Origin of the sequence: Taurinivorans muris (assembly GCF_025232395.1) — a bacterium.
Lineage (GTDB): Bacteria > Desulfobacterota > Desulfovibrionia > Desulfovibrionales > Desulfovibrionaceae > Taurinivorans > Taurinivorans muris.
Genome location: NZ_CP065938.1, coordinates 34,359 through 52,724 on the forward strand (window position 1 = coordinate 34,359; position 18,366 = coordinate 52,724).

At 44.5% G+C, this 18,366-nt stretch carries 19 protein-coding genes; 2 read left to right on the top strand and 17 right to left on the bottom strand.

The genetic code is table 11. The annotated features are described in order from the left end of the window. Nucleotides 1-25 precede the first annotated feature (25 nt). The 16 genes from JBF11_RS00145 to rplM form a co-directional block, all read right to left on the bottom strand. A complete protein-coding gene (locus tag JBF11_RS00145; RefSeq protein WP_334315368.1) occupies nt 26-1,294 on the bottom strand; it encodes a TRAP transporter large permease in 1,269 nt (422 codons plus the stop codon). A gap of 3 nt (nt 1,295-1,297) precedes the next feature. Beyond that, the gene (locus tag JBF11_RS00150; RefSeq protein ID WP_334315369.1) at nt 1,298-1,807 is read right to left on the bottom strand and encodes a TRAP transporter small permease; all 510 of its coding nucleotides are present in this window, start codon (nt 1,805-1,807) and stop codon (nt 1,298-1,300) included. Between the two features lie 127 nt (nt 1,808-1,934). Next, on the bottom strand, nt 1,935-2,969 hold the full coding sequence (locus tag JBF11_RS00155) for a TRAP transporter substrate-binding protein (RefSeq protein WP_334315370.1): 1,035 nt from the start codon (nt 2,967-2,969) through the stop codon (nt 1,935-1,937). 70 nt (nt 2,970-3,039) lie between these two features. Beyond that, complete coding sequence (locus tag JBF11_RS00160) at nt 3,040-4,272, bottom strand: M20 family metallo-hydrolase (RefSeq protein WP_334315371.1); 1,233 nt, start codon at nt 4,270-4,272, stop codon at nt 3,040-3,042. A gap of 37 nt (nt 4,273-4,309) precedes the next feature. Then, complete coding sequence (locus JBF11_RS00165; RefSeq protein WP_334316340.1) at nt 4,310-5,794, bottom strand: amidohydrolase; 1,485 nt, start codon at nt 5,792-5,794, stop codon at nt 4,310-4,312. Between the two features lie 228 nt (nt 5,795-6,022). Next, nucleotides 6,023-6,562 carry a GNAT family N-acetyltransferase gene (locus tag JBF11_RS00170; RefSeq protein ID WP_334315372.1) on the bottom strand — a complete coding sequence of 180 codons (540 nt, stop codon included), beginning with the start codon at nt 6,560-6,562 and terminating at the stop codon, nt 6,023-6,025. Beyond that, nucleotides 6,543-7,271, bottom strand: a complete 729-nt coding sequence (aat, locus tag JBF11_RS00175) for a leucyl/phenylalanyl-tRNA--protein transferase (protein ID WP_334315373.1) — start codon at nt 7,269-7,271, stop codon at nt 6,543-6,545. Before aat ends, JBF11_RS00170 begins: the two co-directional genes overlap by 20 nt. Before the next feature lie 35 nt (nt 7,272-7,306). After that, on the bottom strand, nt 7,307-9,667 hold the full coding sequence (gene clpA / locus JBF11_RS00180) for an ATP-dependent Clp protease ATP-binding subunit ClpA (protein ID WP_334315374.1): 2,361 nt from the start codon (nt 9,665-9,667) through the stop codon (nt 7,307-7,309). 33 nt (nt 9,668-9,700) lie between these two features. Beyond that, complete coding sequence (locus JBF11_RS00185) at nt 9,701-10,012, bottom strand: ATP-dependent Clp protease adaptor ClpS (protein ID WP_334315375.1); 312 nt, start codon at nt 10,010-10,012, stop codon at nt 9,701-9,703. 121 nt (nt 10,013-10,133) lie between these two features. Continuing rightward, nucleotides 10,134-10,343 (bottom strand): DUF6485 family protein, encoded by a 210-nt coding sequence (locus tag JBF11_RS00190; protein WP_334315376.1) that lies wholly within the window; start codon nt 10,341-10,343, stop codon nt 10,134-10,136. Nucleotides 10,344-10,423: 80 nt separating this feature from the next. Continuing rightward, complete coding sequence (prfA, locus tag JBF11_RS00195; protein ID WP_334315377.1) at nt 10,424-11,494, bottom strand: peptide chain release factor 1; 1,071 nt, start codon at nt 11,492-11,494, stop codon at nt 10,424-10,426. A 3-nt stretch (nt 11,495-11,497) separates the two neighbouring features. Next, entirely contained in the window at nt 11,498-12,490 is a 993-nt protein-coding gene (locus tag JBF11_RS00200) for a DUF1385 domain-containing protein (protein WP_334315378.1), read from the bottom strand. Between the two features lie 99 nt (nt 12,491-12,589). After that, nucleotides 12,590-12,802 (bottom strand): 50S ribosomal protein L31, encoded by a 213-nt coding sequence (rpmE, locus tag JBF11_RS00205; protein WP_334315379.1) that lies wholly within the window; start codon nt 12,800-12,802, stop codon nt 12,590-12,592. A gap of 87 nt (nt 12,803-12,889) precedes the next feature. Beyond that, on the bottom strand, nt 12,890-13,432 hold the full coding sequence (thrB, locus tag JBF11_RS00210) for a homoserine kinase (RefSeq protein WP_334315380.1): 543 nt from the start codon (nt 13,430-13,432) through the stop codon (nt 12,890-12,892). A gap of 79 nt (nt 13,433-13,511) precedes the next feature. Beyond that, on the bottom strand, nt 13,512-13,904 hold the full coding sequence (gene rpsI, locus JBF11_RS00215) for a 30S ribosomal protein S9 (protein ID WP_334315381.1): 393 nt from the start codon (nt 13,902-13,904) through the stop codon (nt 13,512-13,514). Nucleotides 13,905-13,912: 8 nt separating this feature from the next. After that, a complete protein-coding gene (gene rplM / locus JBF11_RS00220) occupies nt 13,913-14,347 on the bottom strand; it encodes a 50S ribosomal protein L13 (RefSeq protein ID WP_334315382.1) in 435 nt (144 codons plus the stop codon). A 284-nt stretch (nt 14,348-14,631) separates the two neighbouring features. Here rplM and JBF11_RS00225 point away from each other — a divergent pair, with 284 nt between their 5' ends. Together JBF11_RS00225 and JBF11_RS00230 are read left to right on the top strand one after the other, a co-directional pair. Next, entirely contained in the window at nt 14,632-15,885 is a 1,254-nt protein-coding gene (locus JBF11_RS00225) for an HD domain-containing protein (RefSeq protein ID WP_334315383.1), read from the top strand. Between the two features lie 9 nt (nt 15,886-15,894). Then, the gene (locus JBF11_RS00230) at nt 15,895-17,121 is read left to right on the top strand and encodes a glycosyltransferase family 2 protein (protein ID WP_334315384.1); all 1,227 of its coding nucleotides are present in this window, start codon (nt 15,895-15,897) and stop codon (nt 17,119-17,121) included. 69 nt (nt 17,122-17,190) lie between these two features. Here JBF11_RS00230 and JBF11_RS00235 read toward each other — a convergent pair whose 3' ends face one another. Continuing rightward, entirely contained in the window at nt 17,191-18,366 is a 1,176-nt protein-coding gene (locus tag JBF11_RS00235; RefSeq protein WP_334315385.1) for a phosphoglycerate kinase, read from the bottom strand.

Here is an 18,366-nt window from a genome sequence, read left to right on the forward strand (position 1 = left end):
CTCCATTTTGGGTATTGTTTTTTGTTTACAACAACAGTTCCGGCAGGAACATGACAAATTGCGGAAACAGCGCCGTAATGAAAATGATCGCCCAAATTGTGAGAAGATACGGCAGTGAATGCAAGGCGACTTCTTCCAATTTCACGTTCGTTATTTTCATGGTGATAAAAAGATTGGCTCCGAACGGAGGGGTTAAGAAGCCAGTTTCACAGCAAACGACAAATAAAATTCCTAATTGGATGGGGTGGATTCCAAGAGCGTTGGTGATAGGCAAAAATACCGGTGCGAGAACCACGACCATTGCCAACGTGTCGGCGACGAATCCGCAGAGGAAGATGAATAAGGCGATGAGCAAAAGCGTGACGGAGGGATTTGTCGAAATCGAGGACATGAACGCCCCGACGGTTTGCGGAATTTGGTATAGGGTGAGCAAACGTGAAAACGCCATGGAAACGCCGACTAAAATTGTCGCCGAGCCGGCAAATGCGGAGGTTCGGATTAATGCGGAGGAGATATTTTTCCATGTGAGTTTGCGGTAAATGAACAAACCGACGAAAAGGGTCCAGATGACGCCTACTTCCGCAGCTTCCGTCGGGGTGAAAATGCCGCCGTAAATTCCTCCGAGAATGATGACAGGCGTGGCTAACGCCCATTTTCCCCGCCAAATGGATTTTAAAAGTTCCGTGAGGGAGAATTTAATTCCCGTTCCTTTGTAACCGCGTTTTTTCGCGATGATATAAGCCGTTATGCACATGGAAGTCGTCATGACGAAACCCGGAATGAAGCCTGCCATGAAAAGCCCTGCAATGGAAGTGTTTGCGACAACTCCGTATAAAATCAAAGGGTTGCTTGGCGGAATGAGAATGCCGAGCGTGCCGCCTGTTGCGGAAACGGCTGCTGCGTCGTCTTTGCGGTATCCTGCGCTGATCATTCCGGGTATCATGATACTGCCTATGGCGGCTGTCGTTGCGGGACCGGAACCGCTGAGGGCGGCGAATATCATGCAGGCCAGAATTGTCACCATTGCTAATCCTCCGGTGAAGTTGCCGACGCTGCGTTTTGCAACATCGATGATTTCACCGGTAATGCCGGCAGGTTCCATGAGAAAGCCTGCCATGACAAAACCAATGGTGGCGATTAAAGGGAATTGGTCCATGCCGATATAGAGATTTTGCGGGATGAACTCCATGGGAAAAGGCATGCCGATCATCGCCGTAACCGTGGCAAGCCCGATTACGCCGAAAAGAGGCAGACCCAAAAACATTAAAATAACAAACGTTACAATTAAAATCATGTGTTATTCCTCTTTTGAAACGTATTGCAGCGTGCCGGCTTTAATATCACGGTATACGGTTTGAAGGGTTCTGAAAGCGGTTAATGCCATGCTGACAGGAATAATCAAATAAGGGTAAAACACGTCTATTTCCAATGCCGCCGAAACTTGGGGAAACTTCGTCATGTTTCCAAGCATGCGGAGGCTGTAATAAAAAACAATGACGCAAAAGACGGAAAAGATGATTTCCGAAACGATATAGCAGGCACGGACGACGGCGGGGTATTTTTTCGCGATTAAATCCATGAGGATGAGAACTCTCAGTTGTTCCTTGTGTTTCACGGCGATGGCTATGCCGATGTAGGAAGACCAAATAAAAAGGTAACTGCAGACTTCTTCAACCCAAGGAAAGGATTTGTTCATCAAAAACCTTGAAAAAACGCCAATCGCCAATATGCCGATAAGAAATGCCAGCATGGTGGAAACAAAGGCTTCTTCTCCCCATTTGTCAAGCCATCTGATATATTTTTTCATAAAAACTCCCGTTAGAGAAAATGATTACCTCTATGAAGAACAATAAAATAAAGACAAATGATTAAATAAGGACGAATTTAAATAAAAAAGAGGAATTTCCCGCAATAAAAGGAAATTCCTCTGAAATTTATTGCTCGATGATACCTTGACCTTTTTCAATCACAAGCTTGATAATCGCTTCGCCTTTTGCCGCATCTCCGCCGCCGATGACCTCGTAGCATTTCGGCCATGCGGTGCGGCCGAGACGAAACCATTCGTCAATATCGGTAACAACACCGAGAAGTTCCATTCCGTGCTCAACCATAAGTTTGTCATCGGTTTCCAAAATGCCCGCAACTTTGGTGCGTTCATATTCCATGGCTTCCTTGCCCGCGCGGATGAGGGCTTCCCTTTCCGTTTCGGGCAGGGATTGCAGCCATTTTTCATTTACGATGAAGTTTGCGCTGTGGACGGAATAGTTGATTTTTGTTGCATATTTCTGTGCTTCATAGAATTTCAATGTGATGACGTTATTGAAACAGCCTTCCTGACCGTCAACAACACCTTGCTGCAAGGCGTTGAAGGTTTCTGAAAATGCGACCGCCGTAGGTTCGAGACCAAGGGATTGGAACGTTGAAACCATAAGCGGATTTTGCGGAGTGCGGATTTTAATTCCTTTTGCGTCCTGCAGGCTGCGCACAGGATATTTTTTGCTTGTGGTGAGTTGACGGTAACCGACATCGACAATGGCGAGCACGCGGCAGCCGGCTTCTTTGACAGCCCATTCGTTGTGTTGGTCCCACATGATGTCAAGCATTTTGCGGAAATCTTCCAATGTGTTGAAAAAATACGGCATATTCACCCAGCCGGTGGAGGGGGAGAACGGAGCGAAGTTATTGGTTGCCAGCATTGCTATTTGTAGTGTTCCAAGCTGCGCGGCACGGACCGTCGCGATTTCGTCGCCAAGCTGCATGCTCGGAAAGAGTTGGAAATCAAAAGCGTTGTTGGAATATTGCTGCGCAAGTTCGACAAATTTGTTGTAAGTTACGTTTAAATAATTTTGTTCGTTGGTGTCAACGGAACTTGCAATGATGACAGTTGTTTTCGCACTTGCAAAGCTTGGCATGAAGAGAAGCCCCGTTAGCACTGCACTGCAAATAAGAGAAAGAAATTTCGCTTTCATTAAAAGTCTCCTTTTTGAATTAATAAAAAAACCTCAGCCTGATATATTCATTTCCATAAAGAAATGATTGTCATTTTTGTTCTGCCAGTGCGAGCACGGCGTTTTCAAAGACTTTAGCGCCTAAAATCAAATGTTCGGGACTTGTGTTTTCCTCGGGACAATGGCTTAGTCCGTCAATGCTCGGAACAAAAAGCAAACCGACCGGGACATTATGCCCCATACTTGCCGCATCGTGGGCGGGACCGCTTTGCAGGTAATGGACAGGCGCATTCAGTTCCCTTGCCGATTGGGCGAAAGTGTTTTTCACAAATTCAGCCATGGCGGTTCCGCCGCTTGCGGAAAGGCGTTCAACAGTCAAGCGGATATTTCTTTTTTCCTGAACGGCGTTAATCATTGCTTCAATGCGTTTCCAGCCTTTTTCAAGCGTTTCTATGTCAATGTGCCTGATATCGATGGTAAAATCGACTTGGCTTGGGATGACGATGCCCGCATTGGGAAGACATCGGATATTTCCTATGGTGCATGAAAAATCTTCCGGCAGTACGCCGTCTTTCCATAATTTTTCCATAGAATAGGCTATTTCCGCAAAAGCAGCCATGGGGTCGGCTCTTCCCAGCATGGGGCTTGCCGCATGGTCCGAACGTCCTTCAATACGGATTGCATAAAGACGCATGCCGCATATTGCCGTAACTATTCCCAGCGGAATATTTTTTTTGTATAAAATTTCGTTTTGTTCGATATGAATTTCTAAAAAAGCCAGAATTTTTTGAGGGTCGACTTGTTCATGGATGAGGTTTTGAGGCTGCAATCCGAATTGCCGCAGCAAATCCCATGCGGATACGTCTTTATTGCGTATGGATTTCAAATCATTTTCGGAAATTTGCCCCGTGATGGCTTTGCTTCCCAAACACGTATTGCCGAAATTCGAGCCTTCTTCTTCCGCAAAGGCGATAAATTCAATATCCCTTTCGGGAATATGGTTTTTATCGTAAAGGCTGCGCAATACCTCCAATGCGGCGGCAACTCCGTATGTTCCGTCATAGTTACCGCCGTTTTTAACCGTATCAAGGTGCGAGCCGATCACAATTGCGGGTTTATCGGTTTTTCCTTTATATATGCCATGGATATTGCCTATTCCGTCAGTATGTGCCGTTATGCCGATTTTTTCCAGTTCCGCGCTGATGTATCGGCGGGCTTTTCGGTCCGCTGCCGACCATGAAAAACGGGTTACTCCCAACCAAGGGGTGTCGTTGCAGTTTTTTGCCAGAAACGCTAATGAATCCAACAGTCTTTGCTCTTGCATTTGTGTTCCTCCTTTTTAATAAGACAGCGGGGGGATTTTAATTTTTTTCGTAAACGATATTGCCGCCGCAAATGGTTTTCAATACTTGGGCATTTTTAATGTCGGCGGAAGGTATTTCTTCAAGGTCTTTGTCAAGCAGCACGAAATCCGCATAATATCCCGGTTTTAGCCTGCCTCTGTTTTTTTCTCCCGCGCAGCAAAGGGCGGCGTTGACCGTGTATGCTTCCAGCGCCTGCTTTATCGAAATGCGTTGATTTTCGCCATAAACAATGCCGGAGGAACTTGTGCGGTTGACGGCCGTATGCATGCTTTCAAGCGCGGTAACCGGTAAAACCGGCGTATCCACGTGCAAAGCGAAGGGCAAGCCGATTTTTGCGGCTGAACCGCATGGGTCTAAGCGGGACATCCGTTCGGGACCGAGGAAAATTTTTGCATGACGATCCCCCCAAACTTCAACGTGTTTGACAAAAAATGTGGGAATGATTCCGCAGGCTTTCATTCTTTCCAATTGAGAATCGGAAACCATTTGGGCATGAACGAGCATATGCCTTAAATCCGTGCGGGGATTTTTCTTCAATGCTTTTTCAAAGGCGGAGATAACGGCTTCCGAAGCCGCGTCGCCATTGGTGTGAACCGCAATTTGCACATTCATGCAATGATATTTTTCAATCATTGCGTCAATTTCTTCTTGAGGATAAAGGAGATTGCCTTTATAACCGGGACGGCTGTGATAATCTTGGGAAAGGGCTCCGGTAAAGCCCTGGATAGAACCGTCCGTAAAATATTTCAATCCGCCGAACGTGATATAATCGTTTCCGAAATTCCATAAGCCGTATGGAAGCAATTTTTCAAACGCTTCCGGAACATATTGCAGATACATTCTCGCATTGAGCCGGTTTTCTTTATATAATTGAATATATGATTGCGTGATGAGCCGGGCGTCGGTGCCGAAACCAAGTCCGCCGTCCTGAATGGTCGTAAAACCGTTTTTATTGTATTCGTAAACAGCTTTTTTTAGATTTTCTTTTTGCTGTTCGGGAGTGGCTGCCGGCAAATAGGACAGGCATTTGAAATATGCCGTTTCCAATAAAAAGCCTGTTGTTTGGCCTTGGCTGTCGACAACGACTTCGCCGCCCGGAATTTTTGTACGGGCGTCAAAAGAAAATTTTTGCAGGGCTAAATCATTGGCATATCCCATATGGCTGGAAATATGGGAAACTAAAACAGGATGTCTGGTGCTGACCGCATTTAAATCATGTTTGTTTAAATGCCTTGCTTCCGGTATTCCGGTATCGTCATAACTGTATCCGATAACCCATTCACCTTCCGGGGTGTTATCGGCTTTTTCTTTTAATTTCTGTAAAATTGAGGGGATATTGCCGCAGGACGGGGCACAATAGACTTTATCCAATAAATTGCTGTAAATGGAGCAGTGACTGTGGGTATCGATAAATCCGGGGTAAAGGACGCCTTCGCCTAAATGGATTTCTTCAATCTGTTGTTTTCCTATATATATATATATATGTTAAAACATCGTCTTTCGTTCCCATGAATTCAATGCGTCCATCGGAAACCAAAATGGCTTGAACGTTCGGATATTCCGGACAAAACGTTTTTATTTTATCACAGTAAAAAATTTTTTTTGACATTTGTTTTTCCCGCAGTCCTTATTTTTTCTGAAAAAGTAATAAAAATCACAAGAGATGTCAAGTGTCGCAAAAATAACCGATTGTTAAAAACAGAACGGTTTTTATGAAGCGGGTTTGAACGGTTCTTCCGTGTTGTCTTTTACAAAAACCAAATGGGGCATATCCATTTGCCAATAGTGTTTAATTACCGTATCAACCTGCTTCATTCCCAAACGCAGCGCCAATTTTTGCGATGCATGGTTGGTATCACGGATGATTGCGTAGCATTTCGGTATGTTCAGTTCGGAAAATGCAAAATCCATGCAGGCGCTTGCGCTTTCAAAGGCATAGCCGTTATGCCAGTATGTTTTATGAAAAATATACCCCAACTCCGGTACTGTTTTCTTGTTATAGTACTGCAGGGTAACGCCGCAAAGCCCGATACATGTTTTTGTTTCTTTTAATATGACAGCCCACAAACCAAAATTATTGACAGCGTAGGAATGGATTTGCTTATCAAGGAGAGCCTGTACTTCTTCCCTCGAAAAGCCATGTTCATAGGCATACATGGTTTTGGGGTCACTCAAAAAGGGAAAAAGTAAATCAAAATCATCTTGTGATAACGCACGTACAGAAAGGCGTTTAGTTTGTATGTTCACCATTTTTCCCATGTAAATAATCTAAAAATTCTTGTCTTGGAATATTGCGGGCTCCCATTCGGGAAAAATGCGGACTTTCTATTTGGCAGTCAATGAGAATGTGTCCGGCTTTTTCCAATTTTCGCACGAGATAATCAAGTCCCGCCCTTGAGGCGTTTGGCATGAGGCTGAACATGGATTCTCCGCAAAAAACATGCGGAGTCAAAACTCCGTATAGTCCGCCCGCAAGATAATAGGTTTCACTATCAAAGGAATGGGTTACGGGTGTTTCTTCGCGGTTTTGGGATGTCTGCGTCCAAACTTCCACGCTGTGGGCGATATGGTGTTTGTGCAGATTGGCATAGGCTTTTTGCATTTCAGGCGTTATCCATGTGTCACTGTGATTTTCTTGACTTTTTCTTTTCACGGACGCGCAAAGTTCAACCACTTTTTCAAAACAATGGTTTTCCGTAATGTGGAATCGGGCTTTTTCCATTTGTTTTCTTTGTTTTTTGGTTAAATGAAAATCTTTGAGAAAAAGCACGAAACGAGGATCCGGTGCCCACCAAAGAATGGGATCTTCTTTGCCGTACCACGGAAAAATCCCATTTTGGTAGGCAAGAATAAGCCGCTCCACGGATAAATCGCCTCCGATGGCAAGTAATCCGTTATCATCGGCATATTCATATTCGGGAAACCAAATCTCCTCGTCCAGAAAAACATAATCGCGCATGGAAAAGAAAAGGGAAGGGTAAGCCTTCGGGTATGTTAAGCGGTTTCCTTAATTTTTTCTTTTTGACGGACGGGTGTTTTCTCAAAAATAAAATCAAGATGTTCCGCCTGCGGAGTTTGGGCTATCGCCTTTACTTTTCCGCCCTTAGCCAGTTTTCCGAAAAGGACTTCTCTTGCGAGCACGTCTTCGATTTCTGTTCTGATAAGGCGCTGTAAAGGTCTTGCGCCGAGTTTCGCGTCGTATCCTTTGCGGGCGAGCCAGTCACGGGCGGAAGAGGTGAGTTCGAAAAACACTTTCTTTTCAAAAAGCCCGTTTTTGAGGCTGAGCAGAACTTTGTCCACAATGGGGTGCATCTGCTCAATAGTCAGGCTGTTAAAACCAATCAGGGCGTCAAGCCTGTTCCTGAATTCGGGACTGAAGGTATTTTCAACCGCTTTGATACTTTTTCCGCTTGCTTTTCCTTTATCCACAAATCCAAGCGTACGGCTCTGCATTTCATTTGCTCCGGCATTGGTCGTCATAATCAGGATAACATGGCGGAAGTCGGCTTTATAGCCGTTATTGTCCGTGAGGGTCGCGTAGTCCATGACCTGCAGAAGAATATTATAGATGTCGGGGTGGGCTTTTTCTATTTCATCAAGCAATAAAACCGCATGCGGGGTTTTACGGATGGCGTCGGTCAAAAGCCCTCCCTGTTCAAAGCCGACATAGCCCGGAGGGGAGCCGATCAAACGGGCGACGGCGTGTTTTTCCATATATTCGCTCATATCGAAGCGTAAAAACGGAATTTGCAATAATTCCGCAATATTTTTAGCAAGCTCCGTTTTTCCGACACCGGTCGGTCCATGGAAAAGGAAACTCGCCTGAGGACGGTTTTCGCCATTAAGCCCGGCCCTTGCCCGCCAAATGGCATTGCTTACGGTTTCAATGGCTTGTTCTTGTCCGAAAATACGTGCCAGCAAATCCGTTTTCAGCGTGCGGAGCTTATGTTTTTCATCCATGCTCACTTGTGATGGGGGAATATTCTTCATGCGGGCGATGGTTTCTTCAATATGTTTCACTGTAACGGGCAAGGCGCGGTTTTTGCCATTATCTTTTGCGGATGCGTAAAATCCCAGTTTTACGGAGGCCGCCGCTTCGTCCAAAATGTCAATGGCTTTGTCCGGGAGCAGTCTGTCCTGCATATATTTTATGGATAAATCCACTGCGGCCTCAAGCACGCCTTTGCCGTATCTGACGGTATGGAATTTTTCATAATATCTTTGCAGACCTTTCAAAATGGAGAGGCAGTCGTCACGGCTCGGTTCTTTGACATCGATAACCTGAAAGCGGCGGGATAAAGCCCTGTCTTTTTCAAAATGGTTTCTGTATTCTTCGTATGTTGTTGAACCTATGCAGCGTAAATCGCCGCTTGCCAAAATAGGTTTTAAAAGGTTTGATGCGTCCATGGAACCGCCGCTTGTTGCGCCTGCTCCGACAAGGGTATGGATTTCATCAATAACAAGAATGGAATTGGGCAGCTTTTGCAATTCCGCAACAACCTGTTTGAGACGGTTTTCAAAGTCGCCGCGGTATTTTGCACCGGCGAGCAGCGCTCCCAAATCAAGGGCGAAAATGCGGCAGTCTTGAAAATCCTTAGGCACATCGCCTTTTGCAACGGCAAGGGCGACTCCTTCGGCAATGGCGGTTTTTCCTGTTCCGGGCTCGCCCAAGAAAAGAGGATTATTTTTTTTACGGCGTGAAAGCACTTCGAGGGTGCGCTGCAATTCATTTCCGCGTCCGATAAGAGGGTCGATTTTTCCGTTGTTCGCTTTTGCGATAAGGTCGACGGCAAACAAATCCAAGGCTGATTGTTTTTCTTCCTTTGCCTCACCGGGATTTTTTTGCAGGGAATTTTTATATTGCTGCACATCTTCGGGGTTTGTTATTTCATTGATGTCGCTGATGATGATATTGTCGGCGGGTTGTGAAAACTTTGCCGCTTCACGGCTGACAATGTCCTTTATATGTGCAAGAATGACACCTTGTTTTTTAATGAAATACGCAGCCCATGAATCCTGTTCACTGTAAAGATGAATAAGAAAATTTCCTATTTCCGCCTGCTTATTGGTTTGAGCCTGTTCACGCAGACAGCGCTCAAGCACACGGGTGACAGCGGGCGTCTGGACGATTTCCCCTTTGTCTTCGGGAGCGACGGTTGTCATGTTCTCTTCCAGATATTGTTCCAAATTATGGCGTAATTCGTGTATATCGATATTGCAGGCGGCTAAAATCCTTTGTCCTGTTTTTTCAAAGGTGACGGCGAGCAAAATATGTTCAAGCGTCATAAATTCATGGCGTTTGTTTCTGATTTGCAGGACAGCCAACGCAAGCGCCTGCATGAGTGAACGTCCCATAATATTTCCTTATGATAAATGCGCAACGCTTTATTATGCATTTTCTTCCATGGTGCATAATAGAGGAAAATGAGCATTTTTTGCTAAATGTAATGTTTTATAGATACGAAATTCCGCAATTTCACGCGGATAAATTCCACAGATCTCTTTACCCTGCGTATGGATTTTCATCATGATTTCAGAAGCGTCTTCAATGCTTTTATGAAAAACATCAACAAGAACCTGCACCACGAATTCCATAGTGGTCACATCATCATTGTGCATGATTACCTTATAGAGTTTTGGTTCTTGAATATCTTGCGCAGTTTCAATGAGCGGTTGATTTTCTGCTGTATTGTTACTCATATTGATACCTCAATATAGAAATAAGCATACAAAAAAAACTTGCAAGCAGTTTTGGAAAAAATATGGAAAGCCTTTTTTAGGCGGCGTTCATAACTCAGTGTATTAATCAGCACAGTCAAATTCATGAACCGTTCTTGCCGAGGACAAGTTTGGCAAATTCTTCAAAAGAATAGCTTTCCCTTTTTCCGGTAAGTCCGGCCAATTTGAAAAAACAGTTCGGTATTTCTTTTTGCCGCAAGTTTTTTTGGATGCAGGGCGAACAGCCTTTATCATGATTTTTCGGGTTTAAAGGACATGCCAAATCATTGCAGGTGCAAAAATTGTTTTTCATTGTTGAAACCTTATTCCGTTATTGTACAAATGAAATACAAAATATGTTTTTTGCCTGATTGTCTATGCGGATACCGAGTATCAGGCGAGGTTTTCCGCTTTGAGTTTTTCCGCCTGCGCAAAACTTGCGAGTTCATCGACAATGCCTTGAATTTCTCCGTCCATGAAGCGTTCCAAGGAATAAACGGTAACATTGACACGGTGGTCTGTGATACGTCCCTGAGGATAATTATAGGTTCGGATGCGTTCGGACCTGTCTCCGCTGCCGACTTGCGATTTTCTGTCGGCTGCCATTTCCGAATGCTGGCGTTCCTGTTCCGCCTGTAAAATGCGGGAAGCGAGCACTTTCATTGCGCGCGCTTTGTTTTTGTGCTGTGATTTTTCATCTTGGCAGGTGACGACAGTGCCGGTCGGGATATGGGTTATGCGGACAGCTGATTCTGTTTTGTTGACGTGCTGACCGCCTGCGCCTGATGCGCGGTATACGTCAATCCGCAAATCTTCCGGGCGGATATCCACATCGACTTCTTCCGCTTCCGGCATGACGGCGACTGTTGCGGCAGAAGTATGTATTCTGCCTTGTGATTCCGTGGCGGGAACACGCTGCACGCGGTGCGTTCCTGATTCATATCTCAAACGGCTGTAAACGCGGTTTCCCGTGATGAGAGCGATTAATTCCTTATATCCGCCGTTGTCGGTCGGGTTTTCGCTCATGATTTCCACTTTCCAGTTCATGCGTTCAGCATAACGGCTGTACATCCTGAATAAATCACCGGCAAAAAGAGCGGCTTCTTCGCCGCCGGTACCGGCCCGAATTTCCAGAACAATATTTTTTTCATCAAGGGGATCCGGAGGAAGGAGCATGACACGCAGTTCCTGTTCCATTGCGGGAAATTCGTCATGGAGCAAAGCGTTTTCTTCTTCCGCCATGCTTTTTATTTCCGGGTCGCTGTCGTGCATGAGTTCCTTATTGTCTTCATATTGTTGTTTCGCCGCTTTGTATTTTCTGAAAAGATGGACGATATCATCCAAATCCGCATGGGCTTTGGTGATTTTGCGGTACTTTTCCTGATCTTCAAAAATATCCGGTTCTGCCAATTGTTTTTCAAATTCAAGATATTGTTTTTCCAAGGCTTCTAATTTTTCAAACATGGTTTATCCTTTATTTTCAATAATTCTGTATGGTGCTGTTATAAAGTTTTGCGGATTGTCCTGTAAGACTTCCTTTAATGCAATAACTGCGACTTCAAGCTGTTCCATGCTTGGTTCCCTTGTCGTCAAAATTTGCAGGGCCAAACCCGGAACAGAAAGGATTTTCAGGAAAATATTTGCTGTTCTTTTGGCGGAAGCTCGGATTAGTTCATAAGCGAAAGCGCTGATTGGAATAATCAGAATAATCTTGAAAAGAATAACAACGCTGTGCATGATAGCACTATTTTTCAAAAGAGGAAAGAACAAAATAAGGGGTACGAAAATGCTGTGGACGATAATGGCGAGGAGCAGAACGAATAAAATGAAACTTGTGCCGCAGCGGGGGTGCAGGCGTGTGCACCGTTTGGCATTTTCCGCACAGACCGTGAGTTCGTTCTCATAGCAGGAAATAACTTTGTGTTCTGCGCCGTGGTATTGCAAAACGGCTTTTATTTCCGGAATAAACGAAATCAAATAAATATATCCCAAAAAAAGAAAAATTTTGAATAGTCCGTCCCAAATATGGAATGAAAGGCTGTCTATCGAACCTCCAAGCCCTATGTGTTCCATGGCGAAAGCAAAAAAATGGGGAATGATCACGAAGAGCAGAACCGCCAGCAATGTAGCCGAAACAAGGCTGAAAAACATTTGCATGGGCGTGTTTTTTTTGGGGGTGCTTTCAATGAGTTCCGCAGAACGGTTGAGAGCTTTTATGCCGTTGATGAGCGTTTCCAGTAAAATCGGGAAGCCCCGGATAAAGGTTTTCCGAAGTACGGGATGTTTTGAAAGGGAATACCACGTATGCCGCTCGACGACAATTTCATTGCCGCTGTTTCTTACTGCAAGCACATAGCGCTCATAATTGCGCATGATAAGTCCGCCCATGACGGCTTGCCCGCCGATATGGGTGGTGAATTTGTAAAACATTGCGAATAGGAAAAGAAAAAGTTTCATCATAAGGTATGGAAAAGTTAAAGAAGAATAATGTCGCTTCAATTAAAAAGACCTCCTTGGATAAAACCAAGGAGGCAATTCATATATCCGTATAAAACGAAATTATTTATTTTCAAATTTAGCGTATTTTTTACGGAAACGGTCAATTCTGCCGGCGGTATCAACAAAACGTTGTTTACCGGTATAGAATGGGTGGCAGTTGGAGCAAATTTCTGTGTGAACTGCTTCACCTTTGGTAGAAAGCGCTTCAACTTCAAAACCGCAGGCACATTGGATTTTTGCTTTATAAACTTTTGGATGTATGCCGTCTTTCATGCTCTTCTCCTCATTATTGATAAGACAAGTATAAACCGTTATCCGATACTATGCAAGCGTTATTCTCGCAACGTTCGCTCTGAAAGATTACAGAAAATTTTCCGGAAGCATTTTCATAAGCTTTTGTGCGCATTCCTTAGGCGACATGGTTTTCGCATCTAAAGTGATGTTCGCGTATTTCTTATAAAGCAGCTCTCTTTCATGAAATAAATCTTCTATGGTTTGCCCGGGGGCGATAGCCAAACCCCGTTCCGGATTTTTCGCTATCCTTTCCAAAATAAGATTCAAATCAACGTTCAGGTATACTATGATACCAAGCTTTGCAAGGTGTTCCATGGTTTTTTCACGATAAACCACGGAGCCTCCCGTCGCAATAACGGTTCTGTTGAAAAAAATACTTTGCACTATTGAAGCTTCTGTATCCAAAAACTCGTCTTTTGTGAGTTTATCCGCTACATCCTGCAATCTCGTCGCATAGGTCGCTTCAATGATATGGTCAGTATCGACAAATGCCCAATTTAAAGAAAGTGCCAACATTTTGCCCACCGTGCTTTTGCCTGCTCCTGCCATGCCGATAACGGTTATGCATGGACGGGTGTCTTTGGCTTGAACAACTTGATTTGCGGACATTGTTAACGCTACCTATGAATTATGGCATAAAATGCCCCTGAAAAAGGGGCATTGAAATGCGGACCGGAGAAAGAAAGTATTAACGTTTTGAATATTGGTACCGGGCGCGGGCAGCAGCCAAACCGTATTTTTTACGTTCTTTCTTACGTGCGTCGCGAGTCAGGAACCCTGCACGTTTCAAAATGCCGCGAAGTTCTGCATCTGCCTGCAATAACGCACGGGAAATGCCGTGACGCACCGCAGCAGCCTGACCTGCTTGTCCGCCGCCTTGAACGTTAACCTTAATGTCGAAACGTTCCGTATTTTTAGTGAGGACTAATGGTTGGCGGATGATCATTTGCAAAGTCTTGCGTGGAAAATATTGTTCCATTGGGCGGCCGTTGATTTCAATATTGCCGCTTCCTGCATACAAACGGGTACGAGCAGTAGCGGTTTTACGACGACCAGTACCGTAATCAAATTGAGTTGACATGCTTACTCCTAGCGTTCAAAAGTCAAGGTCTTAGGTTCTTGAGCTTGATGAGGGTGCTCAGCACCGGCATAAATTTTTAATTTTTTAAGCATCGCACGGCCGAGTCTGTTTTTTGGAAGCATACCACGAACAGCGGCACGGAGCACTTCTTCCGGTTTTTGTTGCAATTGTTTTTCTAAGGTAATAGATTTTAAATTACCGACATAACCGGTATGGTGATAGTAATTTTTCTTTTGAAGCTTATTACCTGTAACTTTAATTTTTTCACAATTCACAACAACGATAAAATCGCCGTTGTCCATGTGAGGAGCAAATTCCGGTTTGTGTTTGCCGCGTAAACGGTGAGCAATTTGAGATGCTAAACGTCCGAGAATTTGATCTTGTGCGTCAACCAAAAACCATTGACGATCAATGCTTTCTGGAGTTGGGCTATAAGTTTTCATGTATATCTCTCCTGTCTCGCTTTTATCGCAAAGATGGATTAATAGGTTTTTTTTGACTGTATGTCAATAAAAAAGAAACTAAAAAAAACAATTTTTTTAGCTTATTCCACATGGTTTAAAAGGAGTGTGTCTTTTAAATCTGCGAGTAACGGGATGGCAGAAATAAAAACAAGAATACTTATACCTTATTTTTTTAAAAAAAGCACGCTTTTTTTTGATAAAAAATTTTTTTTTATTCTTGCTTATTTTTCAGGCTTATTTTAATATTTGTGCGTGAGGTAACCATGACAAAAATACGCAAAAGTTTTTTACAATTCATTTTTTCCGGTTCGCTCATGCGCCGTTGGAATGATAAGCTCCGTCCCGTGGAGCTTTATGAAGTCGATAAGCAAGCCCATAAAATGATAACGGCTTTTTTGCTCTATAAATTGAAATCCCGGGACTTGGAAGACGATATCGCTTTGGAGCTCGGAGTTGAAATTATCGAAGGCTGTATTTTTGATTATATGTACCGCCTTGTCATTACCGATATCAAACCGCCTGTTTTTTATCAGATCAGGGAAAACAGGGAACATTTCGAACAGCTGACGAATTGGGTTTTTGCGGAACTTGAACCGCTTGTCAAACCCATCAATGAGGATTTTTGGAAACGTTTTGTCGCATATCACACGGACGCGCTGGATTTTCAGGACAACAACCCGGCAAAAAGGATTTTGACGGCTTCGCATTTGTTCGCTTCGAAATGGGAATTTAATTTGATCCGTTCTTTGAATTTTTTTGACGAGGAACTTCGGGATATTGATTTGTCGTTTACGGAACAGCTTCAATCCATGAAAGATGTGCAGGGCGTTTCCGACTTATTGAACAATGCCGGCAATCCTTTTGCCCGTGTCGCCAATTTGTGCGGGCAGCTCAGGTTTCAGATCCGCTGGTCGCAGACTGCGCGTGTTCCTGAAACTTCCGTGCTCGGACATATGTTCATTGTGGGGCTTATCGCTTATATGATGTCCATTGAGCAAGGTCTTTCAAAGGCTAGGGCTGTCAACAACTTTTTTTGCGGGCTTTTCCATGATTTGCCGGAACTTTTGACGCGTGACATCATCAATCCGGTTAAAAAATCTGTTAAAGAACTACCTGAAATCATTCACCAATATGAAAAGGACGAATTGGAAAGGCGTATTTTGGACCCGCTTCGCAGCGCCGGTTACGAGGATATTGTCAACTGCCTGTCTTATTATTTGGGGGTGGGGTACAGTTCGGAATTTTTAGAACAATATCAAGACGAGCTCGGCATTGTGCATACATTGGACGAATACGGTCAAATGCAGGAATTCAATGAAGACAGGTATAACGGCAAAGACGGAAAGCTGATTAAAGCCTGTGATTCTTTGGCGGCCCTTTTGGAGGTGTACACTTCCATTTATCATGGGGTTGCTTCTCCGCATCTTCATGACGCGATGGCAAGGCTTCGAACCGAATGCAAACAATATCAATTCGGTGAATTTGATTTGAGAGCTCTGCTTGCTGATTTCAATTAGGGAGGGATTATGGGAATCGGTATCGTGATACCTGTTTGGAACTTATGGGAGAAAATGACCTTTCCTTGTTTGCAGTCCCTTGTGAAACATACGCAGCTTGCCGATATTCATGTTTATTTGGTTGATAACGCTTCCACGGATAAAACCGCCACTCATGCCGAAAAAATGGGGCGGTCCTTATTCGGGGAAGGGCATTTCACCTATATACGCAACCAGGAGAATTTAGGTTTCGCCGTCGCCTGCAATCAAGGAGCGGAAGAAGCAAGAAAAGACGGGCATGAATATATCTTATTCTTAAATAATGATACCGTCGTGACGCGAAACTGGCTGCCGCCCTTGGTAAAAGCCCTTGATAATCCGCGTGTGGGCATGGTCGGGCCATTGCTTCTTTTTCCTAACGGAACAGTGCAGCATTGCGGGGTGACGGTAACGCCTATCCAACAAGTCGGGCATATCTATTCCGATTTTCAGCCGACACATCCGGCTGTATTGCGGAAAAGGAAGTTTCGTATCATCACCGGGGCGGTGCTTTTATGCCGTACGGAACAGTTTTTTGCGGTCGGAAAATTTTTTGAAGGCTATAAAAACGGCATGGAAGATATTGACCTTTGTTATACGTATGTTGAGCATGAGTGCATGCAGCAGGTTGTGCCTGAAAGCATAGTCTATCATCATACCAGCCAGACTCCCGGACGATTGAATGCCGATATGCATAACAGCAAACTCCTATTTGCCAGAAAGCCCCATATCATTCCTGACGCTCATTTATATTACGCCCAAGACGGCTATGTTCCGGCACTGACAAAGGATTTTGTATTTTATCCGCGTTTGGCTGAAGAAAAAAGAAAGCAATTCAATAAAACGGTCTTATCTTCGTATTCTGACGGGCTTTGCAGGGAATATCTTTTAAAAGAACCTTTTTGGCATGACGGCTATCAAATTCTTATCCGAAGTTTGACCAAGCAGGGAAGAACAGAAGAAGCGCTTGCTTATTGCCAGCGCGCGGTTTCCCTTTGTTTTTCCAAGCATAATTTATTGCTGCTTGCGGAACTTGCGAGTAAGTTTGAAGATAAAGTCTTCTGTGAAGAGGTTAAGCAATCGGCGGCTCGGCAGCTGAATACCGAAGTTGTCAAAGGATACGCACAGAAATTGAAATCGGTAATGCAAAGGGATGCGTGGTATGATAAATTGCTTGCAACCCAGGAACTTGATACGGAAGAGTTCGGGATATATTGATATTGTAAAAAAGCCCCTTTTCATAAAAATGGAGAGGGGCTCTATCATTTAAAATGCAGGAAATATTAATTATGCGCGGTCAGCAAGGGCGGCAACTGAAGGAAGAATTTTTCCTTCCAACACTTCCAAAAACGCACCGCCGCCGGTGGACAAATAACCCATTTTGTCCTGAATGCCGAATTGTTCCACGGCGGTAACGCTGTCTCCGCCGCAAACAAGGGTGTACGCTTTGCTTTTTGCCAAGATATCGCCAATCAGGCGTGTTCCCTTGTCAAAAGGGCTTTGTTCAAAAACACCGAGAGGTCCGTTCCAAACGACGGTATGGGCTTTTTCAAGAACTTTGGCAAATTCCTTGCAGGTTTCCTCGCCCATATCGAAAATAGCTTCGTCAGCTTTAATATCCGTGATCGGGCAGGTTCTCAAATCTTGCGCCGTGCTTAAATCTTTTGCCACGACAACGTCTTTTGCGAGCGGCAAATCCACGTTCTTGTCTTTCGCAAGTTTGATAAGGCGTTTTGCTTCTTCCACGAAATCTTCTTCCACAAGGGATTTTCCGACGGCGTAGCCTTCCGCCAAAAGAAATGTGTTGGCAATGCCGCCTGCGACGATGAGCCCGTCCACAAAGCCGAGCAGATTTTCAAGCACCGTGACTTTCGTGGAAACTTTTGATCCGCCGACAATGGCGTAAAGAGGGCGTTTCGGTTCCTGTAAAATTTTATTCGCAGCTTCCATTTCAGCCAGCATAAGCGGTCCGGCGACAGCGATTTTTGCTTGGCGGACAGCGGATTCTGTCGAAGCGTGCGCTCTGTGGGCGGCACCGAAAGCGTCCATGACATAAATGTCGCCTAAAGACGCAAATTTCGCTCCGAGTTCCGGATTGTTTTTCTTTTCGCCCGTTAAGAAGCGGACGTTTTCAAGCAATACGACTTCGCCGTTTTTAGCTTCAACCTTTAACTCAGGATCATAGGCATGGAAGCGGACTTCTTTTCCGAGAAGTTCGCCAAGGCGTTCAGCAACGGGCGCAAGGCTGAATTCTTCTTCAAAAACGCCTTCGGTCGGGCGTCCCAGGTGGGATAAGACAATAACGGCGCAATTTTTATCCAGCGCTTTCCGAATGGTCGGAATAACGGCACGTATTCTTTTATCGCCTTTGATAACGCCGTTTTTAAGAGGTACGTTCAAATCGCAGCGGATGACAACGCGTTTATATTGCAAATCCACATCATCCATACTTAATGCTTTCAT

What these genes read in the sequence shown, in the direction of transcription:
- JBF11_RS00160 (WP_334315371.1), bottom strand. Translation starts at nt 4,272, where the DNA reads ATGCAAGAGCAAAGACTGTTGGATTCATTAGCGTTTCTGGCAAAAAAC.
- rpmE (WP_334315379.1), bottom strand. Translation starts at nt 12,802, where the DNA reads ATGAAAGACGGCATACATCCAAAAGTTTATAAAGCAAAAATCCAATGT.
- rpsI (WP_334315381.1), bottom strand. Translation starts at nt 13,904, where the DNA reads ATGTCAACTCAATTTGATTACGGTACTGGTCGTCGTAAAACCGCTACT.
- JBF11_RS00200 (WP_334315378.1), bottom strand. Translation starts at nt 12,490, where the DNA reads ATGATGAAACTTTTTCTTTTCCTATTCGCAATGTTTTACAAATTCACC.
- JBF11_RS00225 (WP_334315383.1), top strand. Translation starts at nt 14,632, where the DNA reads ATGACAAAAATACGCAAAAGTTTTTTACAATTCATTTTTTCCGGTTCG.
- JBF11_RS00155 (WP_334315370.1), bottom strand. Translation starts at nt 2,969, where the DNA reads ATGAAAGCGAAATTTCTTTCTCTTATTTGCAGTGCAGTGCTAACGGGG.
- prfA (WP_334315377.1), bottom strand. Translation starts at nt 11,494, where the DNA reads ATGTTTGAAAAATTAGAAGCCTTGGAAAAACAATATCTTGAATTTGAA.
- thrB (WP_334315380.1), bottom strand. Translation starts at nt 13,432, where the DNA reads ATGTCCGCAAATCAAGTTGTTCAAGCCAAAGACACCCGTCCATGCATA.
- JBF11_RS00235 (WP_334315385.1), bottom strand. Translation starts at nt 18,366, where the DNA reads ATGAAAGCATTAAGTATGGATGATGTGGATTTGCAATATAAACGCGTT.
- rplM (WP_334315382.1), bottom strand. Translation starts at nt 14,347, where the DNA reads ATGAAAACTTATAGCCCAACTCCAGAAAGCATTGATCGTCAATGGTTT.
- JBF11_RS00170 (WP_334315372.1), bottom strand. Translation starts at nt 6,562, where the DNA reads ATGGTGAACATACAAACTAAACGCCTTTCTGTACGTGCGTTATCACAA.
- JBF11_RS00150 (WP_334315369.1), bottom strand. Translation starts at nt 1,807, where the DNA reads ATGAAAAAATATATCAGATGGCTTGACAAATGGGGAGAAGAAGCCTTT.
- JBF11_RS00145 (WP_334315368.1), bottom strand. Translation starts at nt 1,294, where the DNA reads ATGATTTTAATTGTAACGTTTGTTATTTTAATGTTTTTGGGTCTGCCT.
- clpA (WP_334315374.1), bottom strand. Translation starts at nt 9,667, where the DNA reads ATGGGACGTTCACTCATGCAGGCGCTTGCGTTGGCTGTCCTGCAAATC.
- JBF11_RS00190 (WP_334315376.1), bottom strand. Translation starts at nt 10,343, where the DNA reads ATGAAAAACAATTTTTGCACCTGCAATGATTTGGCATGTCCTTTAAAC.
- JBF11_RS00185 (WP_334315375.1), bottom strand. Translation starts at nt 10,012, where the DNA reads ATGAGTAACAATACAGCAGAAAATCAACCGCTCATTGAAACTGCGCAA.
- aat (WP_334315373.1), bottom strand. Translation starts at nt 7,271, where the DNA reads ATGCGCGATTATGTTTTTCTGGACGAGGAGATTTGGTTTCCCGAATAT.
- JBF11_RS00230 (WP_334315384.1), top strand. Translation starts at nt 15,895, where the DNA reads ATGGGAATCGGTATCGTGATACCTGTTTGGAACTTATGGGAGAAAATG.